Here is an 18,029-nt window from a genome sequence, read left to right as displayed (position 1 = left end):
CGTTAATCCTCTAATCTAAATTCAACGACCACCGAACGCGCCGTCGTAATGTCAGCCACAGAACAGCTAGCCTCACTTTGCATTAAAAAAACGGAAATAGATCCACTGGCGACACTCGCATCCGGCACACTGCCTTGACTAGAGCAAGTGATCAACACGGTGCAATTGGCCAAGTGTTCGCTGTTAAAAGTATAGGAGCTGCCGTTAACCAATGCACAACTTGGCGCAGCACCAGAGAACAGCACCTGCATGCCGCGCTGGGCACCACTTTGTGCAGCTAGATAACTTCTAGCGCCGTAGTACTCAATCGCATTTTGCTGTGCGCCTGCTGATATCACTCTTGATAAAGCCAGCCCTAATGCCAGCAACAACACGGCCACAACCAGCGCCGTGACGAGCATCGAGCCACCTTGTTTACTTTTGGGAGAAACGTAATTTTTAAGGCACATTGGGAATATGCACCGTATGTGAAAGCGCAAGGCGCTCATTGGTCGAAGATTGTAACTCCAACTGTATGTTTACAATCGCGTTGCGCTCCAAAGTATCAGCACTGTACTGCACTAACCACTGGCTGATGCCCAAGCCAAGTAGGCTTTGTACGCCATTTTGTTCACGCACCAATGCTTGTCCTTGCGCGGTAGTTTGCGAGCAAAAGCTAACTTGAGATTGAGGCACATAATAACGCTTACCTGGAGATGAAAGAGTCGATTCGCCAGTTAATTGCCACCCATATACACTGTCTGTGCTACCTTGGTCATCAACAGCAATGATCTGGCGGGCATTGACGACACTATTCACACTGGTTGGGTAAATCACGACTGCATCACCTACTACAACATTGTTGTTAAAATTCACGACAGTCAGCGGGTTGTCACTGATATCCCCCACATAGGTTCCACTGTTTTTAATGGGATAAAAGCGCAAACAATTGGCTGAAACCGTCAGCGAATTGGGGATCGCCGTACGAATTTCCTTTTCCATGCGCAGTAAGATAAAGCGCGCCTGTGCAACCAAATCTGCACGTTGGTTACCGTCACTGTATATCTGCATCGAGGTACTGATAAATTGGGTCGTACCTACAGCGACTATACCGAGAATGACGATCACAATGATCAATTCAACTAACGTAAAACCGGCATTTAAGCGCATCCGAAACATTAGAAGTTCCCCCGATACGCTTGGAAAGCATAGCGCTCACCAATTGGCGTATTCACAACCACATCAATACGCTTGGCTATATGTTGGCCATCGCTCGTGGTTTGATCATAGTCACCATCAATGGCGACATTCACACTAACACTAAACCCTGGATAATCTTCACCCGCATCGCTAATTACTAGATTGTGGTAATCATCGACATCATCATATAAGTCGCGGCTCGCCTCTTCAGGTCCAAGGGTATTTGTGCAACCACTGGGCTTTTCATCACAACGCAAAAAAGGGGGGCTACGGTCGCTATTTTCATCATAGGACTTAGCCAGAATCTCGTTGATGGTTGCCTGAGCAAGTTTTGCGGCTTTGAGTTGAATTAAAGGCTCAGCACTTTGCTTTGCTTGTGGTGCTATCAAGCTAGTGACTATAGTCAGGGCAATGGCAAACACCACCATACCTAGGATCAACTCGACCAGTGTAAAGCCTTTTTGCTGCACGCTAGTTACAGGCATAAATCAACCCCTCAGCACTGACACACACCGCCTGATTAGCAATAGCTACTTTGCACGTAGCCGAGCAATCGACATTTGGTTTGCCCCAGCTATCAAACGCTAAACTGGTAAAATTAACGCCTTGGTTGTTGGTGGTTGTGAATGTAATTCCAGATGCAGAGCTATCGATAACAAGATAATCGTCAAATGCAGTGGAGGCGGCATTTGCACAATCGCGCCCAGCGGGAGGGGCTATAAGGGTAGAGGAAATTTTGACACAATTGCTGGAGTTGACGTTGTGCATGGACTCTAGTTGAATCGCACGCATCATAGCCAACGTTCTATCACGCAGCATATAGGCATCTTCGGCTGCAGAGCCAAGAAAACGGGGCACGACGGTCACCGCCAATACCCCGATCAGGACCATCGTGATTATAAGCTCAACAAGCGTAAAACCACGGGAGTTCATTTCAAAGCTATAAGCATGTGTTAACGGTGATTACCGGACGTGTGCCTTCCGCTGTTGAGTTTGTGTACTCCACTGTACAAGCATCTCCGGTGGTATCTGGTGCTGTTGTAGCGTAATCGTTTACTCCTAACGGGTAAACAAGAACAGCGCCACCACCTGTAACCAATCCAACTCCAAACTCAGCGGCATCAAACTCAAGCAGTGCATTCATATTAGCAACAGTCGCCTCAGGATAACCGTTAACAACCGAGACCGTTGTACCATTTCCTACATTCACCGTGGCTGGTGTTACCGTCGTGCCAACGGCACCAGCGATAATTGCCTTACCATTTACGACTGACACCGATGTTTCAAGCGATCCTTTAATAGCTTCGAGGGTCGCATCACGGGCATCGTCTTGCAGGTTCAGAAAACGTGGAGCCACTGTAACCGCCAAAATCCCTAAGATCACGATGACGATAATCAATTCAATAAGGGTGAAACCCTTCTGGAACCCCTGAGGGAAATCCTGCTGATTCATTGTTTTCATTTGTTCTACCTCTGTCAAAATTTAAAAAACGGTTACTTGTCCCGTTGCTGGGAAGTAGGAGAATCCATCCGTCGCACTGCCATCGGGCGTACCTGTACCTGGCAAGTTTGCCGTGTTATTCGTATCTAAGGAGCTGGTCAAGTAGTAAATGCACTGCGGTGACGCTGTACCTGCGCCGCTAATTTGCACATAGTAGCGGCTTTGCGCTACTTGTGATGCATTGACTGTGTTCACTGGCGCCGATTGTAAAATCAGGTCGAATACGTCCTTACAATCTTGCTGTTGCATCGCACTCACCAAACTGCTGCTGGTGCCATCGTTCGTTGGGTAGCCTACATCACCGTCGATCCCGACTGTGACACGATCATAAGCAATCGTTGTAGTATCCGTGCCAGCATTATTTTTAATACGCCCGTCCACTTCCCACTGTGAGCGTACTAAGCCAACTGCCGCGGCAAACCCACCTGCAACCCCTTCAACAGACGCTTCACGCGCATCGTCTGTTACGTCTATAAATCGCGGTAACGCAGTGGCAGCGAGCAAACCCAAAATGATGATCACAATGATCAACTCAATAAGGGTGAAGCCTTGTTGTTTTTCATTCATGTTATTCACTTTATCACCTGCGTACCTTTTTTCATTCTAGCCTATTTATTTAAAAGCAAAAAGCTTTGATTTAAATGGACTAATTATTGGATTTAGTCAACTTTCCCGTTTGTAAATCAAACTTAAACCACTGTACTTCGTGCAAATAAAACTCACACTCTTGTATTACTCCGCCATCATCTACCTGCCGCGCTGAAAAAACCGGCCAACGCTGCTTTCCTTGCAAATGGAAAAACAACTTAGCGCAGGGCTTTTGCTCGCTATTTGCCAACACATCAACAGGCCATCCCGCAGAATTTACAATAAAATCCACCGAGCCAATTTGCTTCAGGTCATCATCCACTTTCGCTAAGGTGACCTTGCTCTGCTTTTTTGCCAACCATTTAGCTCGAACTTGCATCACTGAACGCTGGAATTCATCAAAGGCCTTGTCCTTGATTACCTCATCCACCGATGTCGATAAACCTAGGCCGTAATACAATAAGCTTCCCATTAACACCGAAATGACGATCACACTCACCAGCGATTGATATAGCTTCGCCAAACGCACATCGCTACTGTCGGTCATTACTTAGCCGCCTTTTATCGCGGACATCAAGTTCCACATTGGCGTAAAGATACCCAAAGCTAATACCAGTACCATCACCGCGACTATGGTGATCAATATCGGTTCTATTTTCGCGGTGAGACTCTTAAGGTCAAAATCCACTTCGCGTTCATAATAATCAGCACTTTCTTGCAGTAACTCATCAACGCGCCCCGTCTCTTCCCCCACTGCAACCATTTGCAGAACCAATTGCGAAAACAGCTCGCTGCTGCGCGAAACACGAAGTAGGCTTTCACCTTTTTCGATGCCGCGGCGCATTTCAATAATACGCTCATGCATAAAGGCGTTATCAACGGCTTCTGCGGTCAGTGATAACCCTGCAGTCATTGGCACGCCGGAGCGCAGAACCATCGCAAAGCTTTGGCTGTAACGCGCCAAGAGCGAACGCTCAATGATACTACCTATGATGGGTAACCTGAGCTTCACTCTATCCCATTTCAAACGTCCAGCCGCGGTCGCGAGGTACCTTTTAACAGAGAAAATCGCGCCAAAAATAATGAATAGAACTAGCCACCAGTAATTAACAAAGAAATTTGAGGTGCCAATAAGAATACGCGTCATTAAGGGCAATTCAGCGTCAAAGCGCGAGAACATTTGTGCAAATACCGGGATCACTGCCAGGTTCAGAATAAACATGGCCACCACCAAGGCAATAATCACAAACGTGGGATAGCGCATGGCCGCTTTAATTCGCTTGCGCGTTTCTTGTTCCCGCTCAAAATATTCGGAAAGCTGTAAAAAGGAATCTTCTAATTTACCGGTGTTTTCGCCAACAACCACTATAGAAACCATTAAACGATTAAAGATATCTTTATGATTAGCCATCGCTGCAGATAAATTTCGGCCTTGCTCAAGTTGCTGTGAAATTTCTTTGAGCACTTCACTAAAACGGGTGTTAATAGTGGTTTCGGCAAGCCCGTTGATCGCCCTGATAATAGGAATGCCCGCTTTTAATAGAGAGTACATTTGACGGGAAAAAATGATCATCTCTTCTAAGCCGATACGTTTTTGCAGCAAATTGCGCAACGATAGTTTGCTTTCGGAGGACCCACTAACGGTTTCGACAATTTGCAAAGGAATACTGCGCTTGGCAAGCAGCTGGTCAGCAGCTGCTTGCGCACTGGTAGCTTCTAGCGTCCCTTTAATTAAGTTTCCTTGGCTATCTTTGGCCTGAAAGCGAAAGTGTGGCACTAGTTGTTCACCACTTCGGGAATGTACTCAGACACCTTAAACACTTCATCCAAAGTGGTAATACCCTGTTGCGCATAGTCTAACGCCATATGCGATAGAGGCTCGAAATCCGGATTGTCTTTAGTTGCCTTCGCAAATCCCTGAGTATCACTGAGTCTAAGGGCATCCATCATTGCTTCATTCATTTCGAGTAATTCGAACACCCCGATTCGACCTTTGTAGCCTGTGTGGTTGCAACTGTTGCAGCCGCGACCATGGAAAAACTCGGCATCCGCTAACTGAGGTTTTAAGTAGCGCACCCAAGCGCGCTCTTGCTCATCGGCTTGATAAGGTTGTTTGCAGTTTTGGCATACTCGACGCACCAGACGCTGAGCAATAATGGCTCTGAGTGAGCTTGCAACAAGATAAGACGGCGCTCCCATGTCAATGAGTCGCATGGCACTGGTTACAGCATCGTTGGTGTGCAAGGTGCTTAATACCAGGTGACCTGTCAGCGCACCCCGCAAACCAATTTCAACGGTTTCCTTGTCACGCATCTCCCCCACCATGATGATGTCGGGGTCTTGGCGTAACGTGGTACGCAACACACTGGCGAAATCCAAACCTATCTTGGTATTTACTTGTACTTGGTTAATTCGGCTGATGCGATATTCTACAGGGTCTTCTACAGTGATGATCTTACTGTCTGGGGTATTAAGCTCACTTAACGCGCCATAAAGTGTGGTGGTTTTACCTGAGCCTGTTGGCCCTGTAACGAGGATCATCCCATGCGGACGCTTCAATGCTTCGCGTAACTTTTTCAGTAATTTGGGTGGCATACCCGTTTGGTCTAGGGTCAGTAAGCCCGCTGATTGATCAAGTAAACGCATCACCACAGATTCACCGTTTTGCACCGGCATCGTCGATAAACGCACATCAATATTGTGACCTTTTACCTTGATGTTAAAGCGACCATCTTGAGGGATACGTTTTTCAGAGATATCTAGGCCCGACATAAGCTTCAGACGCAACACCAAAGCCGAGGCAATATTCACCTGATTCAAGGTGTTTTCCTGCAAGATACCGTCTACCCGCTGGCGGATACGTAGGAGCTTTTCATCTGGCTCGATATGAATATCCGAAGCGCGAACCTGTACTGCATCTTCAAAAATCGACTGCAGTAATTTCACTACCGTTGCGTCGGAAGTGTTGTCATCCAAGGCGTTGAGGTCAAACTCTTCACCTTCTTGATATTCTTCGTGTAGCTGCTCTGCAAAGTTAGCAATGTCTTGCGTACGGCGATACACAGAGTCGAACGCTTCCATAATTTGCGACTCTTGTACAACGGCCAGCTCAATTTGCTTAGGTTCCAAGATAGGGGCAATTTGATCTAGGCCACTTAAATCAGCGGGATCGCTCATGCCCACCAGCACAGAGTTTTCATTGTCTTCAATGACAAGAGCACGATAACGGCGCGCATATACCTCAGGCAGCAGTTTGGCCGTTTCAGGGGCGATACGGCGCTGAGAAATATCAAGAAAAGGCACATTCAATTGCTGCGCCAAAAAGCGTAATAGCTGCTGCTCACTAATAACCCCGAGATCCACCAGCGTAGCACCCAGTTTACGCCCCGAGGTTTTTTGCGCATGCAATGCCTGTTCTAACTGTGCATCCGTAATGATTTGCTCATGAACCAGCAAGTCCCCCAAGCGCATCTTTAAACGAGGTCTGATCATATTCCTGCCTACAACTGTTCATAACGAGCGCGTGCATAGCGCTGCGACTGCATCGACAATCCACCGAGTTGCAATGCCGTGCCATAATGACTTTTTGCGGCCTGCAATTCGCCTAACCCATCTTCACTGGTTGCCAATGCAAGCCACCATTTCGCCACATTCGGTTGGCGTTTAATTAATACGGTGAAACTTGTCTTGGCGATATCAAAGCGCTCTAAATTGCGCGCCGCGGTGCCTTTAAGAATCCAATAATCGTTATCCGCCAACCGCATTGCTTGTTGATCGTATTCATCAGCCAATGCTGCCAATACACGTGGATACTGTTTTTGCTCGGTCGCCATTTTGGCTATCAGTACACGCCATTCCAGTACCGATGGGTGTTGCTGTAAGCCGTTTACGAGTACACTGAAAGCTTCGTCATTGCGTTGCTGCCCATACAAAGTTGCCGCTAACATCGTACGCGCAGATTTGTGTGATGGCGCCAGATGTAAAGCCTGCTCAAATTGTGTAATGGCTTCATCAACCATGCGATAACTCAATGACTGTTGGCCTTGCTGGAACCAACGCTCTGCACGCTCAGCAGTGCTCAAAGCGGTAACCACCATTGCTTCATCATCACTCTTCGCTTGAGGTTGAGGTTGAGGTTGAGATACAGGCTTCTCTAACGGCTCAGTCTTGGCAACAATCGGGTCAGTAACAACTTGTTCCTTGTTTGACACTGAGCTGTCTTGCTCAGTGGGCTTAACCTCAATTGCTGGCGTGTTGTTAGCTACAATCAAGGTTTCCTCAGCACCGGTTTCTACTGGTATTTCTGCCGAGCTTGGTTGCTCTGCTATGACATTATCTTTAGCTGATTTATCAACGAGCAGCTTGTCAGCCACAGTCACATTTGTAAGCGCTACTTGCGCCGTGTCAGTGTTAGTTTGTACGGAGTCAGGTTGCTGAGATAATTGAGAGCTCGCTATTTTTGAAGGCGTATCTTGCTGCGACAACAACGGCGTAACTGGCATTGCAGTTTGTCGTTCAGGAATGAAGATATACGCTACACCAACAAGTGCACACGCAAGAAGAAATACCGACACAAACAAGACGGATTTTGGTAGCTCACGCCCTTTATTTAATTCAACAGTCGGCTCTAACCCCAGTTCCGAAGTATTGTCACGCTGCTCAATCGCTTTAAGTGTTTTGTTGAGCACACTCATAGCGCTTGCCTCCACAACCAAATACCCGCAATAGCGAGTAACGCAGGCGTCATCACCAACAGCGGCCACCAGCGCTGCCAACGATTCTGGCGCTGGCAATCTTCAGTATCAGAAATGGCGGCTTTGATGTAATCGGTTTTCAATTGTGTATGACCATCGCCATAGGCTTGCAGCAGAGTTTTATGGCACAAGGTGTTCACCAAACGAGGGATCCCCCGTGATGCAGCTGCAATTCGTTTGCATAACGCTGTGGAAAATAACTTGTTATCAACCCCGGCTCGGCGCAAGCGATGGTCAATATAGTATTCAACTTCAGCCGCCGTCATTGGCCGTAACTGATATGAAAAACCAATGCGCTGACGTAACTGACGTACGCGAGGATTGCTAAGGTGCAAATCGAGTTCAGGCTGACCAAAGAGCACCACTTGCAGCAGTTTCTTGCTTTCGGTCTCGAGGTTCGTGAACAGGCGTAATGCCTCTAATGCATCCCAACTCAGGCACTGCGCTTCATCAACAATCATCACTACCTTCTTACCTTGTTGGCTCAGTGATAAAAGTCGTTTTTCAATCGCTTGACTTAGCGCCTGCTGGTTAAGCTTGTCATCGTCGGTGAGCCCCAACTCAGCCGCAACGGCCCACCGTAACTCGTCTGGTGTTAAATAAGAGTTGGGAATATAAACAACAACATAGTCGTCTTCTAAATGGTTAATTAATTTGCGGCATATGAGTGTTTTACCCGTGCCAACCTCGCCGGTGACCTTGATAAAACCTTCCGACATACTGAGCGCACTGAGTAGCACTTTCAGCGCCTCGTTATGTGGTTGCAGTGCACAATAGAATTCCGTATTCGGTGTCAGCGAAAACGGCATTTCCTGCAAATTAAAAAAACTCAGATACATTAGTTTCGATACCAAGTTTCAAGTAGCTTTTTGGTGCGTTGTTGCTGCTTTTTCCATGTGTCAGGCATGACCACGGTTGGGCGTAGCAAGATAACCAGTTCTTTTTTATTCTGCTTTTTACGCACACTTTTAAATAAGTTGCCGACCACGGGAATATCACCCAGCACAGGAGTCTTAGAGACTTCATCGCTGGTAATGGTTTGCATTAAACCACCGATCACCACAATTTCGCCGCTGGCGGCGCGGATCACCGTATCAGACTCGCGAATATTACTCTGTGCCAGTGGCAACTCTAAATCGACGTCCCCTAGACGAATAAACTTGGTTTGCTCTTCGGTTTGCGTCACCGATGGGTGAACATGCAAAATCACCGAACCATAACGGTCAATTTGCGGCGTCACATCCAAAGCAATACCAGAGAAAAATGGCGTTAATTCGATATCGCTGTTGTTCTGCTGCGAGACGTTACCAATATCTTCACTGCTAGAGACATCGGTGACGAAGTATTCATCTTCACCAACCTTGATTACAGCCTTTTGATTATTGGTTGCGGTGACTCGTGGGTTCGACAACATTTGCACATCGCCTTGGGTTTGCAGCAAATCAATTACACCATCGAAATCACCACGGGCAATACTAAGTGAGGAAATGCCACCTAATTCACTGCTGATTGCATTCCCTAACACTCCGCCTGATGTACTAAAACTGATACTGCCGGCCAGGCCACTGGAAATTCGGTCCCACTGCACGCCCTGTTGGTATTCATCTTTGAGCGTGACTTCGATAATTCTTGCTTCAAGCACTACTTGACGTTGCAAGCTTTCTTCACTGTGCTTTAAGAATTCCTTCATGGCTGCAATTTCACTCGGTAACGCATGCACAGTAACTAAACTAGCTTGCGGACTGACGATGACGTAACGCCCATCACTCGTACCTACAAGTGCTTGCAGTGCCTCTTTTAAATCTTTCCAGAAATCATTTTCACTAGTGGTTTGAATATTTGAGCCATTGAGTTGCTGTACACCCGTACCAAAACTGCCATTGCCGCGATTGTTATTATTGATAGCGTTATTTGAGCTGTTGTTCTGGTTGTAATTACCATTAGAGTTATTGTTGTTTTGGTCGTAATCACTCACACCACCAGCAATGACACTCACATTGGAAACGCCATAACGTTTCATCATCAAATAGTTGACGGCGATTGATTCAGTGCGCATTTTTGCAGGTAACACCTGCACTACCTGCCCTTCAAGGAAGACGTCTAGTGGATACATACGGGTGATAATTTTTAGCACCTCGTCCATACTCACTTGCTTTAGATTCAAGCTTATATTGCCACTAACTTCAGGATGAATAGCCACACTGAATGGCGTGTCATCTACCAATGCATTGAAAAATGGCCGTAAAGCCACTTCATTGGCTACTACATCAAAGCGCGGTGTGTTCATCTGCGCTGGCGCGTCCACCCCTGATGAAATAGAGCTCAGCAATTCATCTTCAAACTCGACAGGCGGCTTGAGTTGCTCAGTTGGAGCAGTTTGTGCTTCGGCATTGAGCTCACCACGAATATGGGGTTGCACTTTTTCACCGGTACCGAATGACTGACACGCGCATAATAAGATGCTTGATGTGCCAAGGAATAACCAGCGCGCTATGTTGTTAGTGTTTAATATCATCGCCATATAATTTTAACTTTATTTGTTTGTTTCCCTGGTTTAGAAGCACAGAGCTAGCGTCAATTCGCGCTATTTGATAATCACCCAAGCGCTCTCCTTGTGAATACAAAGAGCCCGAGATAATTGCTTTAAATTGGCCGTTCTTTTTCACCACGGATTCCAATACCCAATCCGTCGCAGCTTGCTGATATTGGCTGCTGCCCTTAACACCTGATACAGGCTTTGTGGGGTCCAATAAAGGCTGTGCCACAAGCTGAAAGCTCAGTACCGTTAGCAAACTACAAAATAATAAACGTGTCATTGCTACTCACCGTCGCCAGATTTAGGGTCAATTCACCCTTCGGATACTCATCCACATGGTAATGAAACCCTGTGATCAGCACGCGCAATGGTGCCTGTTCGATTTTTTGCATATATGCCTTAGCCGCAAAGTAATCACCACTGACCTTTAATTCCATGTTGTGACGATAAAGAACGCGCTCAACGGTGTTTTCATCGATATTTTCATTGGTATTAGCACTAGGATTAGTATTTGCGAGCACTGGTTCAACGCCAATGACTTTGAATGAGGTTAATTGCAATCCAGAATGCTCAGCTAACAATTCAGATAACACCTTCGGCATATTTTCAGCGGCTATAAAGCCCTGACTCAGTTGTTGGAGTTGCAAGTCCAAAGAAGTAATTTGTAGCTCTTGCTCAGCAATCTTTTCACGTACTTTCGCTTTGTAATCTATCGACAGAGCTTGGCGCAGCGCCTGTTGCTGCGTATCGATCACTGCAATTTCTCGCTCAAGGTTAACCACTTGCTTGTTAAAATCAGCCTGCTTTTGAAACATCGGCATGATGACAAACCACACACTCAGATAAATCACACAAAACAGTGACACAGCCAGGATCATGACTTTTTCACGTTGTTGTAGTTGCCCAAAGCGCTGTTGGGCATCTTGCCATTTACTCACGGCCCACCCCTTCCAACTGAGTTGAAACCCTAAATTCTCTGAGCTCTTCACGCTTTTCAAATTCCAATACCGAGAATTCCTTACCGCTAAAATAACGCGATTGCTTCAACCCGTTGAGCCAAGTTGCGATCACACTAGGTTGCAGTGTTTGTCCTTGTAATTGCAGATGCTGAGATGCAACTGAAATGTCGGTAAGCCATAAATGTTCATTGTGGTAACGCGCCAAATCAGTCATAAATTCGCTGTAATTTGCCACCTGATTTGTACCACCGGTATTTAAGTATTCAATTAATTCCACACGGTTCTTAACGCGTTGTTGCTGTTTTCTTAGTTGCTCTTCTAATGCAGCAACATCACGGTGCTTTTGCAGTTGTTCGTTTAACACCTTGGTAGTGTTACGCATGGTCGTAACTTTATTCTGCGTGTCGACCAGTTTTTGTTGAGTGCTTTCAAGGCGCCAACTTTGCAAAGCAATACACAAAACCACCACAACCACAGTCGCAGCGATTATTTTGCTAACCAAAGACAAAGGTAATGGGTCTTGTTTTGGCTTTAAGCTTTTTTGATAGAAATCGATGCTGCGTTTCATGCTTGCTCCAACAATGGAAAGTAAGCACTGGCTAGCGCCACATAAAATTTAGGCTCGACTACTTCCGCGAGGTCCATCACGGGTTTGAACACCTTGATTGGCACAGACTGAAACTGGTTGAGTCGGGCGATGATTTGCTCAGTTGGGAACGAACTGTGAAACAACACTTCTTTAATAGGTGGTTGCTTCAATTGGCTTTCATAAAAGTCCATCGAACGCTGGATTTCCAGCCCCAAAGAGTCACTGAGGTTATTGATGGTTATTTCATCCGAACTCGACTCAAGTAACGCAAATCCTCGCAAACGACGATTTAGTAATAATTGCTGTTCACGAATTATCATCAAGCTTGGCTCTTGGCCCGGCTCTTGATATATGACCATGCGCGCATAATTGTCGTTAGCGGTCATATCTGCGATAGCCGTTTCCTTCACCGTGATTTTTTGCAGCTGCAATTCTTGGGTATTTAAGGCGTTCACTAATGGCGTAAGAAGGTTTTTATCGGCGGCAAACACGCTGATTTTGGCAGGCTGACCTGCTTGTTGAATTGGGTAATCAATATAGTCTGCAATGATGTTTTCTGGTGGCAGCGTAACCAACTCTTTGAGTGTCCAAGGGAGTGACTGAAGCAATTCTTCATGCTCTAGAGCTGGCTTTTCAGTTTGAACAATTTGATAATAGGACTGAGGAACTAAAAGGAAAACTTTTGCACCGCCTTTGCAAATAGACTTAACAAATTGCGCTATTTGCTCAGCACTGTTGGCGGTGTCGTGAACCGTTTCTGAAGCGGTGTCACTCACGTACCATTGTTGCTTTTGCTTCTTTAAGGTAACGGCCAATAACATGTTGGTACACAGCGACACACCAACAATTGTGTCCACTTGTTTTTCGGAACGAAACCACGGTATGCGCGCAAAGATGTGGGAACCCATAAAGCCTTTTATACCACCTTTTATTATTATTCTAAGTATCAATGATTTGCGAAAATTAGCAAGTCATTGCAGGCACTAAAGCGTATTGCATTTATGAACATTGTACCAAATACAATACCCGAGTCACCCATTATGCAACTGCATGATCCGCTTATAGAAAAAATGCAGATCTCGGTCAGTATTAAACGTGACGATTTACTCCATCCGATCATTCACGGTAATAAATGGCGTAAGCTCAAGTACAATCTAGCTGCCTTCGCAAGCTCTGATAAATCTGAGCTACTCACCTTCGGTGGACCTTTTTCCAATCATCTCTATGCCACCGCTGCGGCAGGAAAGATATTTAAAATCCCAACCCGCGCCATCGTGCGAGGGCCGTTTTTAGACGAGTCCAACCCCACGATTCGATTTGCCCGCGCATGTGGTATGCAGCTACACCCAGTGAGTCGCATCGATTATCGTCAACGCCATGACCCAAGCTATCTTGAGCAACTACATACCACCTACCCTAACGCATACATCCTCGAGGAAGGCGGCACCAATAAGGCTGCGTTAAAAGGCGTTAACGAGCTCGCTGTGAGTTTGCCCGAACATGATTATTTACTTTGTCCAACAGGCAGTGGCGGTACACTTGCCGGATTAATCACAGGGCATACGCGTAAGCAAGTCTTAGGCATTGCCGTTTTGAAAGAAGCACAATACCTAGTGCCACAAATAAACGCATTAGCACCACAGCCCATCTGTGATTGGCGACTAATGACGAATTATCACGATGGCGGCTACGGTCGATTCAGTTCGTCGCTTTGGGAATTTTGCCAATGGATGTACCGCACCCATCACTTGCCGCTGGAGCCTATATACAGTGGTAAGATGATGTATGCGTTGTGGCAACTAATAGAACAGGGGTATTTCCCCGCAGGCAGCCAGATAATCGCTGTGCACACTGGGGGGTTACAAGGAAAAGATGGACTAAGGTATCGCCAATTAATTAATGCGAGTTAAACACACTGATTTGGTTCATCGTGCCTGTGAAGTAGAAGCCTTGCGCGCCCCTAATACCGAGCTGTTTTAACACGTTTACTTGCTGCTGGCGTTCAATACCCACAGCATAAATAGGCACGCCGATACGATGAGCGTGCGCAACATAAGTCAGCACTCGCCGTTGAATATGTTTGTCTGTGTCTATGTGCGAAACCAATTCACTGGCAAGTTTAATGGCTTTGATGCGCACTGGCACCTGCTTCAACGCATCGGCGGGCCATCGACTTAACTGATCAATTATAACCCCCTGTACTTGCAACACAGGATCACTGAGGCGCTTGACTATTAAGTTCGGTTGTTTTGCCAATAAGCTCGCTGGACATTCGAGTGTTACTCGGGGATGATCGCCTAAGAAAGACATCAACTTCGGCCAGAAGTTATCGTCCAACCAGGCACTGGGTTGAATATTCACACTCACACCTGCTTGTAACTCTTCATTTGTTAGCATTTTATCGAGTCGACTCAGTACCGCTTCATCGACTTTGCGCGAGGTACCTTCTGAAGCATCATGACTGAGTAAATATTCCGGTGAAATCAACCCTAACTGAGGGTGACGGATACGTAGCAATGTTTCGTGATGCAGGATTTCATCGTTGTTCAAATCAAACACAGGCTGGAAAAAGCAGACGAACTGATTATTCTTCACGGCCTCAACCAAAGAACAAGATTTAGCGGCAAGTAGCATCGAATGATTGTGGCTAAAGGGGATACGATAGCAATGTTTATGCTCGCTTTGTTTCGCAAGTGCTAGCGCTGATTGAGTGAGCTGGTATACCACTGCTTGGTCTGCACCTGAGCGGTAATTACATACGCCGATTTTCACATCCCCCTCGCTCAATTCTGGTAACAGACTTCGGCAACACCCAAGTACCAGTTCATTGAAGGATTGCAGCTTTTCTTCGAGTTGCTTCACGCGAACTTCTTTGACTGTAATCGCAAACGAACCCGAATTAAGAATTTTGACTGACACCCGTTGCTGATGCTCCAAGCGCTCCTGCAATAATGCTTCAAGTAAACTCGCCACACCTGATGCTACTGAGCTCAGGCGATGACAATGCACAATCGCAAAGATGCTTTGATACGGCGGCAATCCACCAAAAATATTCTCGTTTACGGGCGATGGTAGCCGCTTGCTCTGTTTAGTGCGCTTCACTTCTAGTAGTTGTTGCCGCGTTAATTGGATAGAACGCCAGAAAAAAATCAGTAGAAGCGTATTGATAGCTAAAAACCAATGACTATTACTCAACCAAAGCGGCGAGCTATATACATTCAATTGACCCGTATCTGTACGTAATGTAAGCGGCACTGACACTATAAAGCTGTCGTTTTGTGGTTTGAGGGTTAAGCCGTAGGGCGCTAATAGCGTTGACATGACCCGCTCATTGACGCTGCCGATCTGATTAACTTGTGTACCTAAAGAGTGAAGCTCGGATTGGCGCTGTTGCAATAATGCCCACACCAATAAAGCATTGATCAAGATAACCCCACACATTCCCAGTGTGGTGGTAATAACAAGCTTTTGATACTTCCCTAAAATCGCCAATGCGCAATCCAATTACAGCCCTTTCAACATACATAAAGTGTTGTCCAAGAAAACCAGTTGCTCAAGTTTGGATAAATAAAAAAGCCCCATATCATGGGCGCTGCAAGAGAAAAGCATGGTAATTCAACAAGCTTTGTTGCCTCTACAATTGTTTTCAAAAAAGACTAGCAACTTGGGAGTTTTGTGCTTGTGTAAAACTAATATGGCAATGCCAAGATACCAACACAAAAAAGCCCAGTACAAAACTGGGCTTTCAATATCTAAACGCTAGGTGTCTAGCTTAGAACGGAATATCGTCGTCAAAATCAATTGGCGGTTCCATTGGGTTAGATGCGCCGCCTTGAGGTGCGCTTTGAGGCTTAGGTGCGAAACCACCGCCTTGGTGACCTGCTTGCTGGTTGCCATAGCCACCTTGGTTTTGTTGACCCATACCTTGATTACCTTGCTGCGCATAACCACCTTGTTGTGATTGACCGTAGCCACCTTGTTGCTGGCCTTGGTTGCCGCCACTGAAGCCGCTCTGTTGGCTTGCTTGTGGTTGTGCACTTTGACCACCTTGGTAGCCACCCTGCGGAGCGCCTTGCGGAGCACTTTGGCCTTCACCACGACCGCCAAGCATTTGCATTTTGCCATCAAAACCGTCAACGACGATTTCTGTCGTGTATTTTTCTTGACCGCTTTGATCAGTCCACTTACGGGTTTGCAGTTTACCTTCAACGTAAACTTGTGAGCCTTTACGTAAATATTCGCCAGCCACTTCTGCAAGCTTGCCGAACAACACAACGCGGTGCCATTCTGTACGCTCTTGCATTTGACCTGTGTTTTTATCCTTCCAGCTGTCGCTGGTCGCGATGCTAATGTTAGCAACGCCATTGCCGTTTGGCATGTAGCGAACTTCTGGGTCTTGGCCCAAGTTGCCCACTAAAATTACTTTATTAATACCGCGCGCCATGGATTTATACTCCTACTTTTCTACGCTGAGACGACAAGCTGTTGCGCCGTCTTTAAATCAAATTTTTTATCATCAACCTTAAGGTAACTGCGATTTTCATCACAGACTACGGTAGCTTCCAATACCCCGGGTAATTCTACTAATCGCGCCGCTAATTGTTGTGCATCTCGTTCGCTACTCACTTCGCTAAGCAAACTGATTATTTTACTACGCGGCGGCACTCGCATTTTTACAGCAATGACAAACCATATTACCCCAACCATAGCTGCTGCCGCAAACACCATCTCAGGGCTCGTTCTCTGGGCTACGAAACCACCCAAAATACCACCTAGAAATGCCCCTAGGAATTGCGAAGAAGAGAACACGCCCATCGCTGAACCCTTCTGATTTGCTGGTGATTGGCGCGAAACCAGTGCAGGCATGGTGGCTTCTAAGAAATTAAAGGCAACAAAATAAATCACCATACACACGGCAATCAGATACACAGAATTTGCACCAGCAACTAGGCCCAACATACTGACTATCAACATTAAAATCGCGGCTAAAAACAATGGCTTTTCTTTTTGTTTGGCAACCGCAAAAATCATCATCGGCACCATCAGCACAAATGACAAAATAAACACTGGAATATAAAGCTGCCAATGCTTATCTGCGGCCAAGCCATCACTAATCAATTGCATGGGTAATGAAACGAAAATGGTCGTTAAGGTAAGGTGTAAAAACAGCACACCTAAATCTAAACGAGCTAGATCTGAATTACGAACAAGCTTGCCGACATCAGCCAGGGTGACACTAGTTTCACCTTTTGGCGCACGGCGCACGGCATTGGGTACGAACCAAATCACAATTCCAATACCGACTAAAGCTAACGCGGCTGTTAGCCAAAAAACTCCCGCAACACCGTGGCTGGCTGCAATCATAGGCCCCATAAGCATGGCTATTGCGAAGCTCATCCCTATGCTCATGCCGATCACCGCCATTACTTTGGGTCGTTGCTCGTCACGGCTGAGATCGGCTGCCAAGGCCAATAATGCGCTGGCAATCGCCCCCATACCTTGTAAGGCTCGGCCAAAGGTGAGCATGTACATTGACTCAGCTAATGCAGCCACCACAGAGCCAATGGCAAACACAATGAGACCAGCAATAATGATACGTTTACGGCCAAAGCGGTCAGACAACCAACCCATTGGGATCTGCAGCAAAGCCTGAGTTAGGCCATAAGCACCGATTGCTAGGCCAATCCACATAGGCGAGAAGCCTGAGAGCTCTTGCCCATAAATAGCCAGCACAGGCATAAGCATAAAAAGGCCAAGCATACGAAACGCAAACACACTCGCAAGTGATACCGCCGCGCGCTTTTCAACACTGTTTAATTGGGATGCAGACATGACACAAATACAATCAGCAGGAACAAAATTATCTTGGCCGGCGATGATAACACACTCCCCCTTGATTGGGACATTGTCGGGAGTGAATTCA

20 protein-coding genes are annotated in these 18,029 nt (G+C 46.4%); 1 reads left to right on the top strand and 19 read right to left on the bottom strand.

Annotation, left to right across the window (positions count from 1 at the left end):
- Nucleotides 1-2: 2 nt before the first annotated feature.
- The 16 genes from V1358_RS10925 to V1358_RS10850 form a co-directional block, all read right to left on the bottom strand.
- Nucleotides 3-449 carry an agglutinin biogenesis protein MshP gene (locus V1358_RS10925; RefSeq protein ID WP_347393569.1) on the bottom strand — a complete coding sequence of 149 codons (447 nt, stop codon included), beginning with the start codon at nt 447-449 and terminating at the stop codon, nt 3-5.
- Entirely contained in the window at nt 439-1,158 is a 720-nt protein-coding gene (locus V1358_RS10920) for a prepilin-type N-terminal cleavage/methylation domain-containing protein (RefSeq protein WP_347393568.1), read from the bottom strand. The genes V1358_RS10925 and V1358_RS10920 overlap by 11 nt, the downstream gene beginning before the upstream one ends.
- Nucleotides 1,158-1,664, bottom strand: a complete 507-nt coding sequence (locus V1358_RS10915; RefSeq protein WP_347393567.1) for a type IV pilus modification PilV family protein — start codon at nt 1,662-1,664, stop codon at nt 1,158-1,160. The genes V1358_RS10920 and V1358_RS10915 overlap by 1 nt, the downstream gene beginning before the upstream one ends.
- The gene (locus tag V1358_RS10910) at nt 1,651-2,112 is read right to left on the bottom strand and encodes a type II secretion system protein (protein WP_347391248.1); all 462 of its coding nucleotides are present in this window, start codon (nt 2,110-2,112) and stop codon (nt 1,651-1,653) included. The genes V1358_RS10915 and V1358_RS10910 overlap by 14 nt, the downstream gene beginning before the upstream one ends.
- Before the next feature lie 7 nt (nt 2,113-2,119).
- Entirely contained in the window at nt 2,120-2,632 is a 513-nt protein-coding gene (locus V1358_RS10905) for a prepilin-type N-terminal cleavage/methylation domain-containing protein (protein ID WP_347393752.1), read from the bottom strand.
- 30 nt (nt 2,633-2,662) lie between these two features.
- The gene (locus tag V1358_RS10900) at nt 2,663-3,247 is read right to left on the bottom strand and encodes a prepilin-type N-terminal cleavage/methylation domain-containing protein (RefSeq protein WP_347391250.1); all 585 of its coding nucleotides are present in this window, start codon (nt 3,245-3,247) and stop codon (nt 2,663-2,665) included.
- Nucleotides 3,248-3,326: 79 nt separating this feature from the next.
- On the bottom strand, nt 3,327-3,815 hold the full coding sequence (locus V1358_RS10895; protein ID WP_347393566.1) for a hypothetical protein: 489 nt from the start codon (nt 3,813-3,815) through the stop codon (nt 3,327-3,329).
- A 3-nt stretch (nt 3,816-3,818) separates the two neighbouring features.
- Entirely contained in the window at nt 3,819-5,045 is a 1,227-nt protein-coding gene (locus V1358_RS10890; protein ID WP_347393565.1) for a type II secretion system F family protein, read from the bottom strand.
- Complete coding sequence (locus V1358_RS10885) at nt 5,045-6,757, bottom strand: GspE/PulE family protein (protein WP_347393751.1); 1,713 nt, start codon at nt 6,755-6,757, stop codon at nt 5,045-5,047. The genes V1358_RS10890 and V1358_RS10885 overlap by 1 nt, the downstream gene beginning before the upstream one ends.
- A gap of 11 nt (nt 6,758-6,768) precedes the next feature.
- Nucleotides 6,769-7,962, bottom strand: coding sequence for a tetratricopeptide repeat protein (locus tag V1358_RS10880; protein ID WP_347393564.1), 1,194 nt, complete (start codon nt 7,960-7,962; stop codon nt 6,769-6,771).
- Entirely contained in the window at nt 7,959-8,861 is a 903-nt protein-coding gene (locus tag V1358_RS10875) for an ExeA family protein (protein WP_347393563.1), read from the bottom strand. Before V1358_RS10875 ends, V1358_RS10880 begins: the two co-directional genes overlap by 4 nt.
- Entirely contained in the window at nt 8,861-10,537 is a 1,677-nt protein-coding gene (mshL, locus tag V1358_RS10870; protein WP_347393750.1) for a pilus (MSHA type) biogenesis protein MshL, read from the bottom strand. The genes V1358_RS10875 and mshL overlap by 1 nt, the downstream gene beginning before the upstream one ends.
- Nucleotides 10,521-10,838 (bottom strand): agglutinin biogenesis protein MshK, encoded by a 318-nt coding sequence (locus V1358_RS10865; protein ID WP_347391255.1) that lies wholly within the window; start codon nt 10,836-10,838, stop codon nt 10,521-10,523. The genes mshL and V1358_RS10865 overlap by 17 nt, the downstream gene beginning before the upstream one ends.
- Entirely contained in the window at nt 10,816-11,496 is a 681-nt protein-coding gene (locus V1358_RS10860; RefSeq protein ID WP_347393562.1) for a hypothetical protein, read from the bottom strand. Before V1358_RS10860 ends, V1358_RS10865 begins: the two co-directional genes overlap by 23 nt.
- Nucleotides 11,489-12,085 carry a PilN domain-containing protein gene (locus tag V1358_RS10855; protein ID WP_347393561.1) on the bottom strand — a complete coding sequence of 199 codons (597 nt, stop codon included), beginning with the start codon at nt 12,083-12,085 and terminating at the stop codon, nt 11,489-11,491. Before V1358_RS10855 ends, V1358_RS10860 begins: the two co-directional genes overlap by 8 nt.
- Nucleotides 12,082-12,963, bottom strand: coding sequence for an agglutinin biogenesis protein MshI (locus V1358_RS10850; RefSeq protein ID WP_347393560.1), 882 nt, complete (start codon nt 12,961-12,963; stop codon nt 12,082-12,084). Before V1358_RS10850 ends, V1358_RS10855 begins: the two co-directional genes overlap by 4 nt.
- 144 nt (nt 12,964-13,107) lie before the next feature.
- On the opposite strand from V1358_RS10850, the gene V1358_RS10845 reads away from it, so the two are divergent.
- The gene (locus V1358_RS10845) at nt 13,108-14,016 is read left to right on the top strand and encodes a 1-aminocyclopropane-1-carboxylate deaminase/D-cysteine desulfhydrase (protein WP_347393559.1); all 909 of its coding nucleotides are present in this window, start codon (nt 13,108-13,110) and stop codon (nt 14,014-14,016) included.
- Here V1358_RS10845 and V1358_RS10840 read toward each other — a convergent pair.
- The 3 genes from V1358_RS10840 to V1358_RS10830 all read right to left on the bottom strand — a co-directional run bounded on the left by V1358_RS10840 (nt 14,003) and on the right by V1358_RS10830 (nt 17,938).
- The gene (locus V1358_RS10840; protein ID WP_347393558.1) at nt 14,003-15,598 is read right to left on the bottom strand and encodes an EAL domain-containing protein; all 1,596 of its coding nucleotides are present in this window, start codon (nt 15,596-15,598) and stop codon (nt 14,003-14,005) included. The two genes, V1358_RS10845 and V1358_RS10840, sit on opposite strands and share 14 nt — an antisense overlap.
- Nucleotides 15,599-15,878: 280 nt before the next feature.
- Nucleotides 15,879-16,550, bottom strand: coding sequence for a single-stranded DNA-binding protein (gene ssb, locus V1358_RS10835; RefSeq protein WP_347391261.1), 672 nt, complete (start codon nt 16,548-16,550; stop codon nt 15,879-15,881).
- A gap of 20 nt (nt 16,551-16,570) precedes the next feature.
- Nucleotides 16,571-17,938, bottom strand: coding sequence for an MFS transporter (locus V1358_RS10830; protein WP_347393557.1), 1,368 nt, complete (start codon nt 17,936-17,938; stop codon nt 16,571-16,573).
- Nucleotides 17,939-18,029 lie beyond the last annotated feature (91 nt).

The sequence above is a fragment of the Pseudoalteromonas pernae genome, from assembly GCF_039831865.1.
Classification (GTDB): Bacteria; Pseudomonadota; Gammaproteobacteria; order Enterobacterales; family Alteromonadaceae; genus Pseudoalteromonas; species Pseudoalteromonas pernae.
Note: the sequence above shows the minus strand (reverse complement) of the source record. Positions and strands in the feature narration are given on the sequence as shown.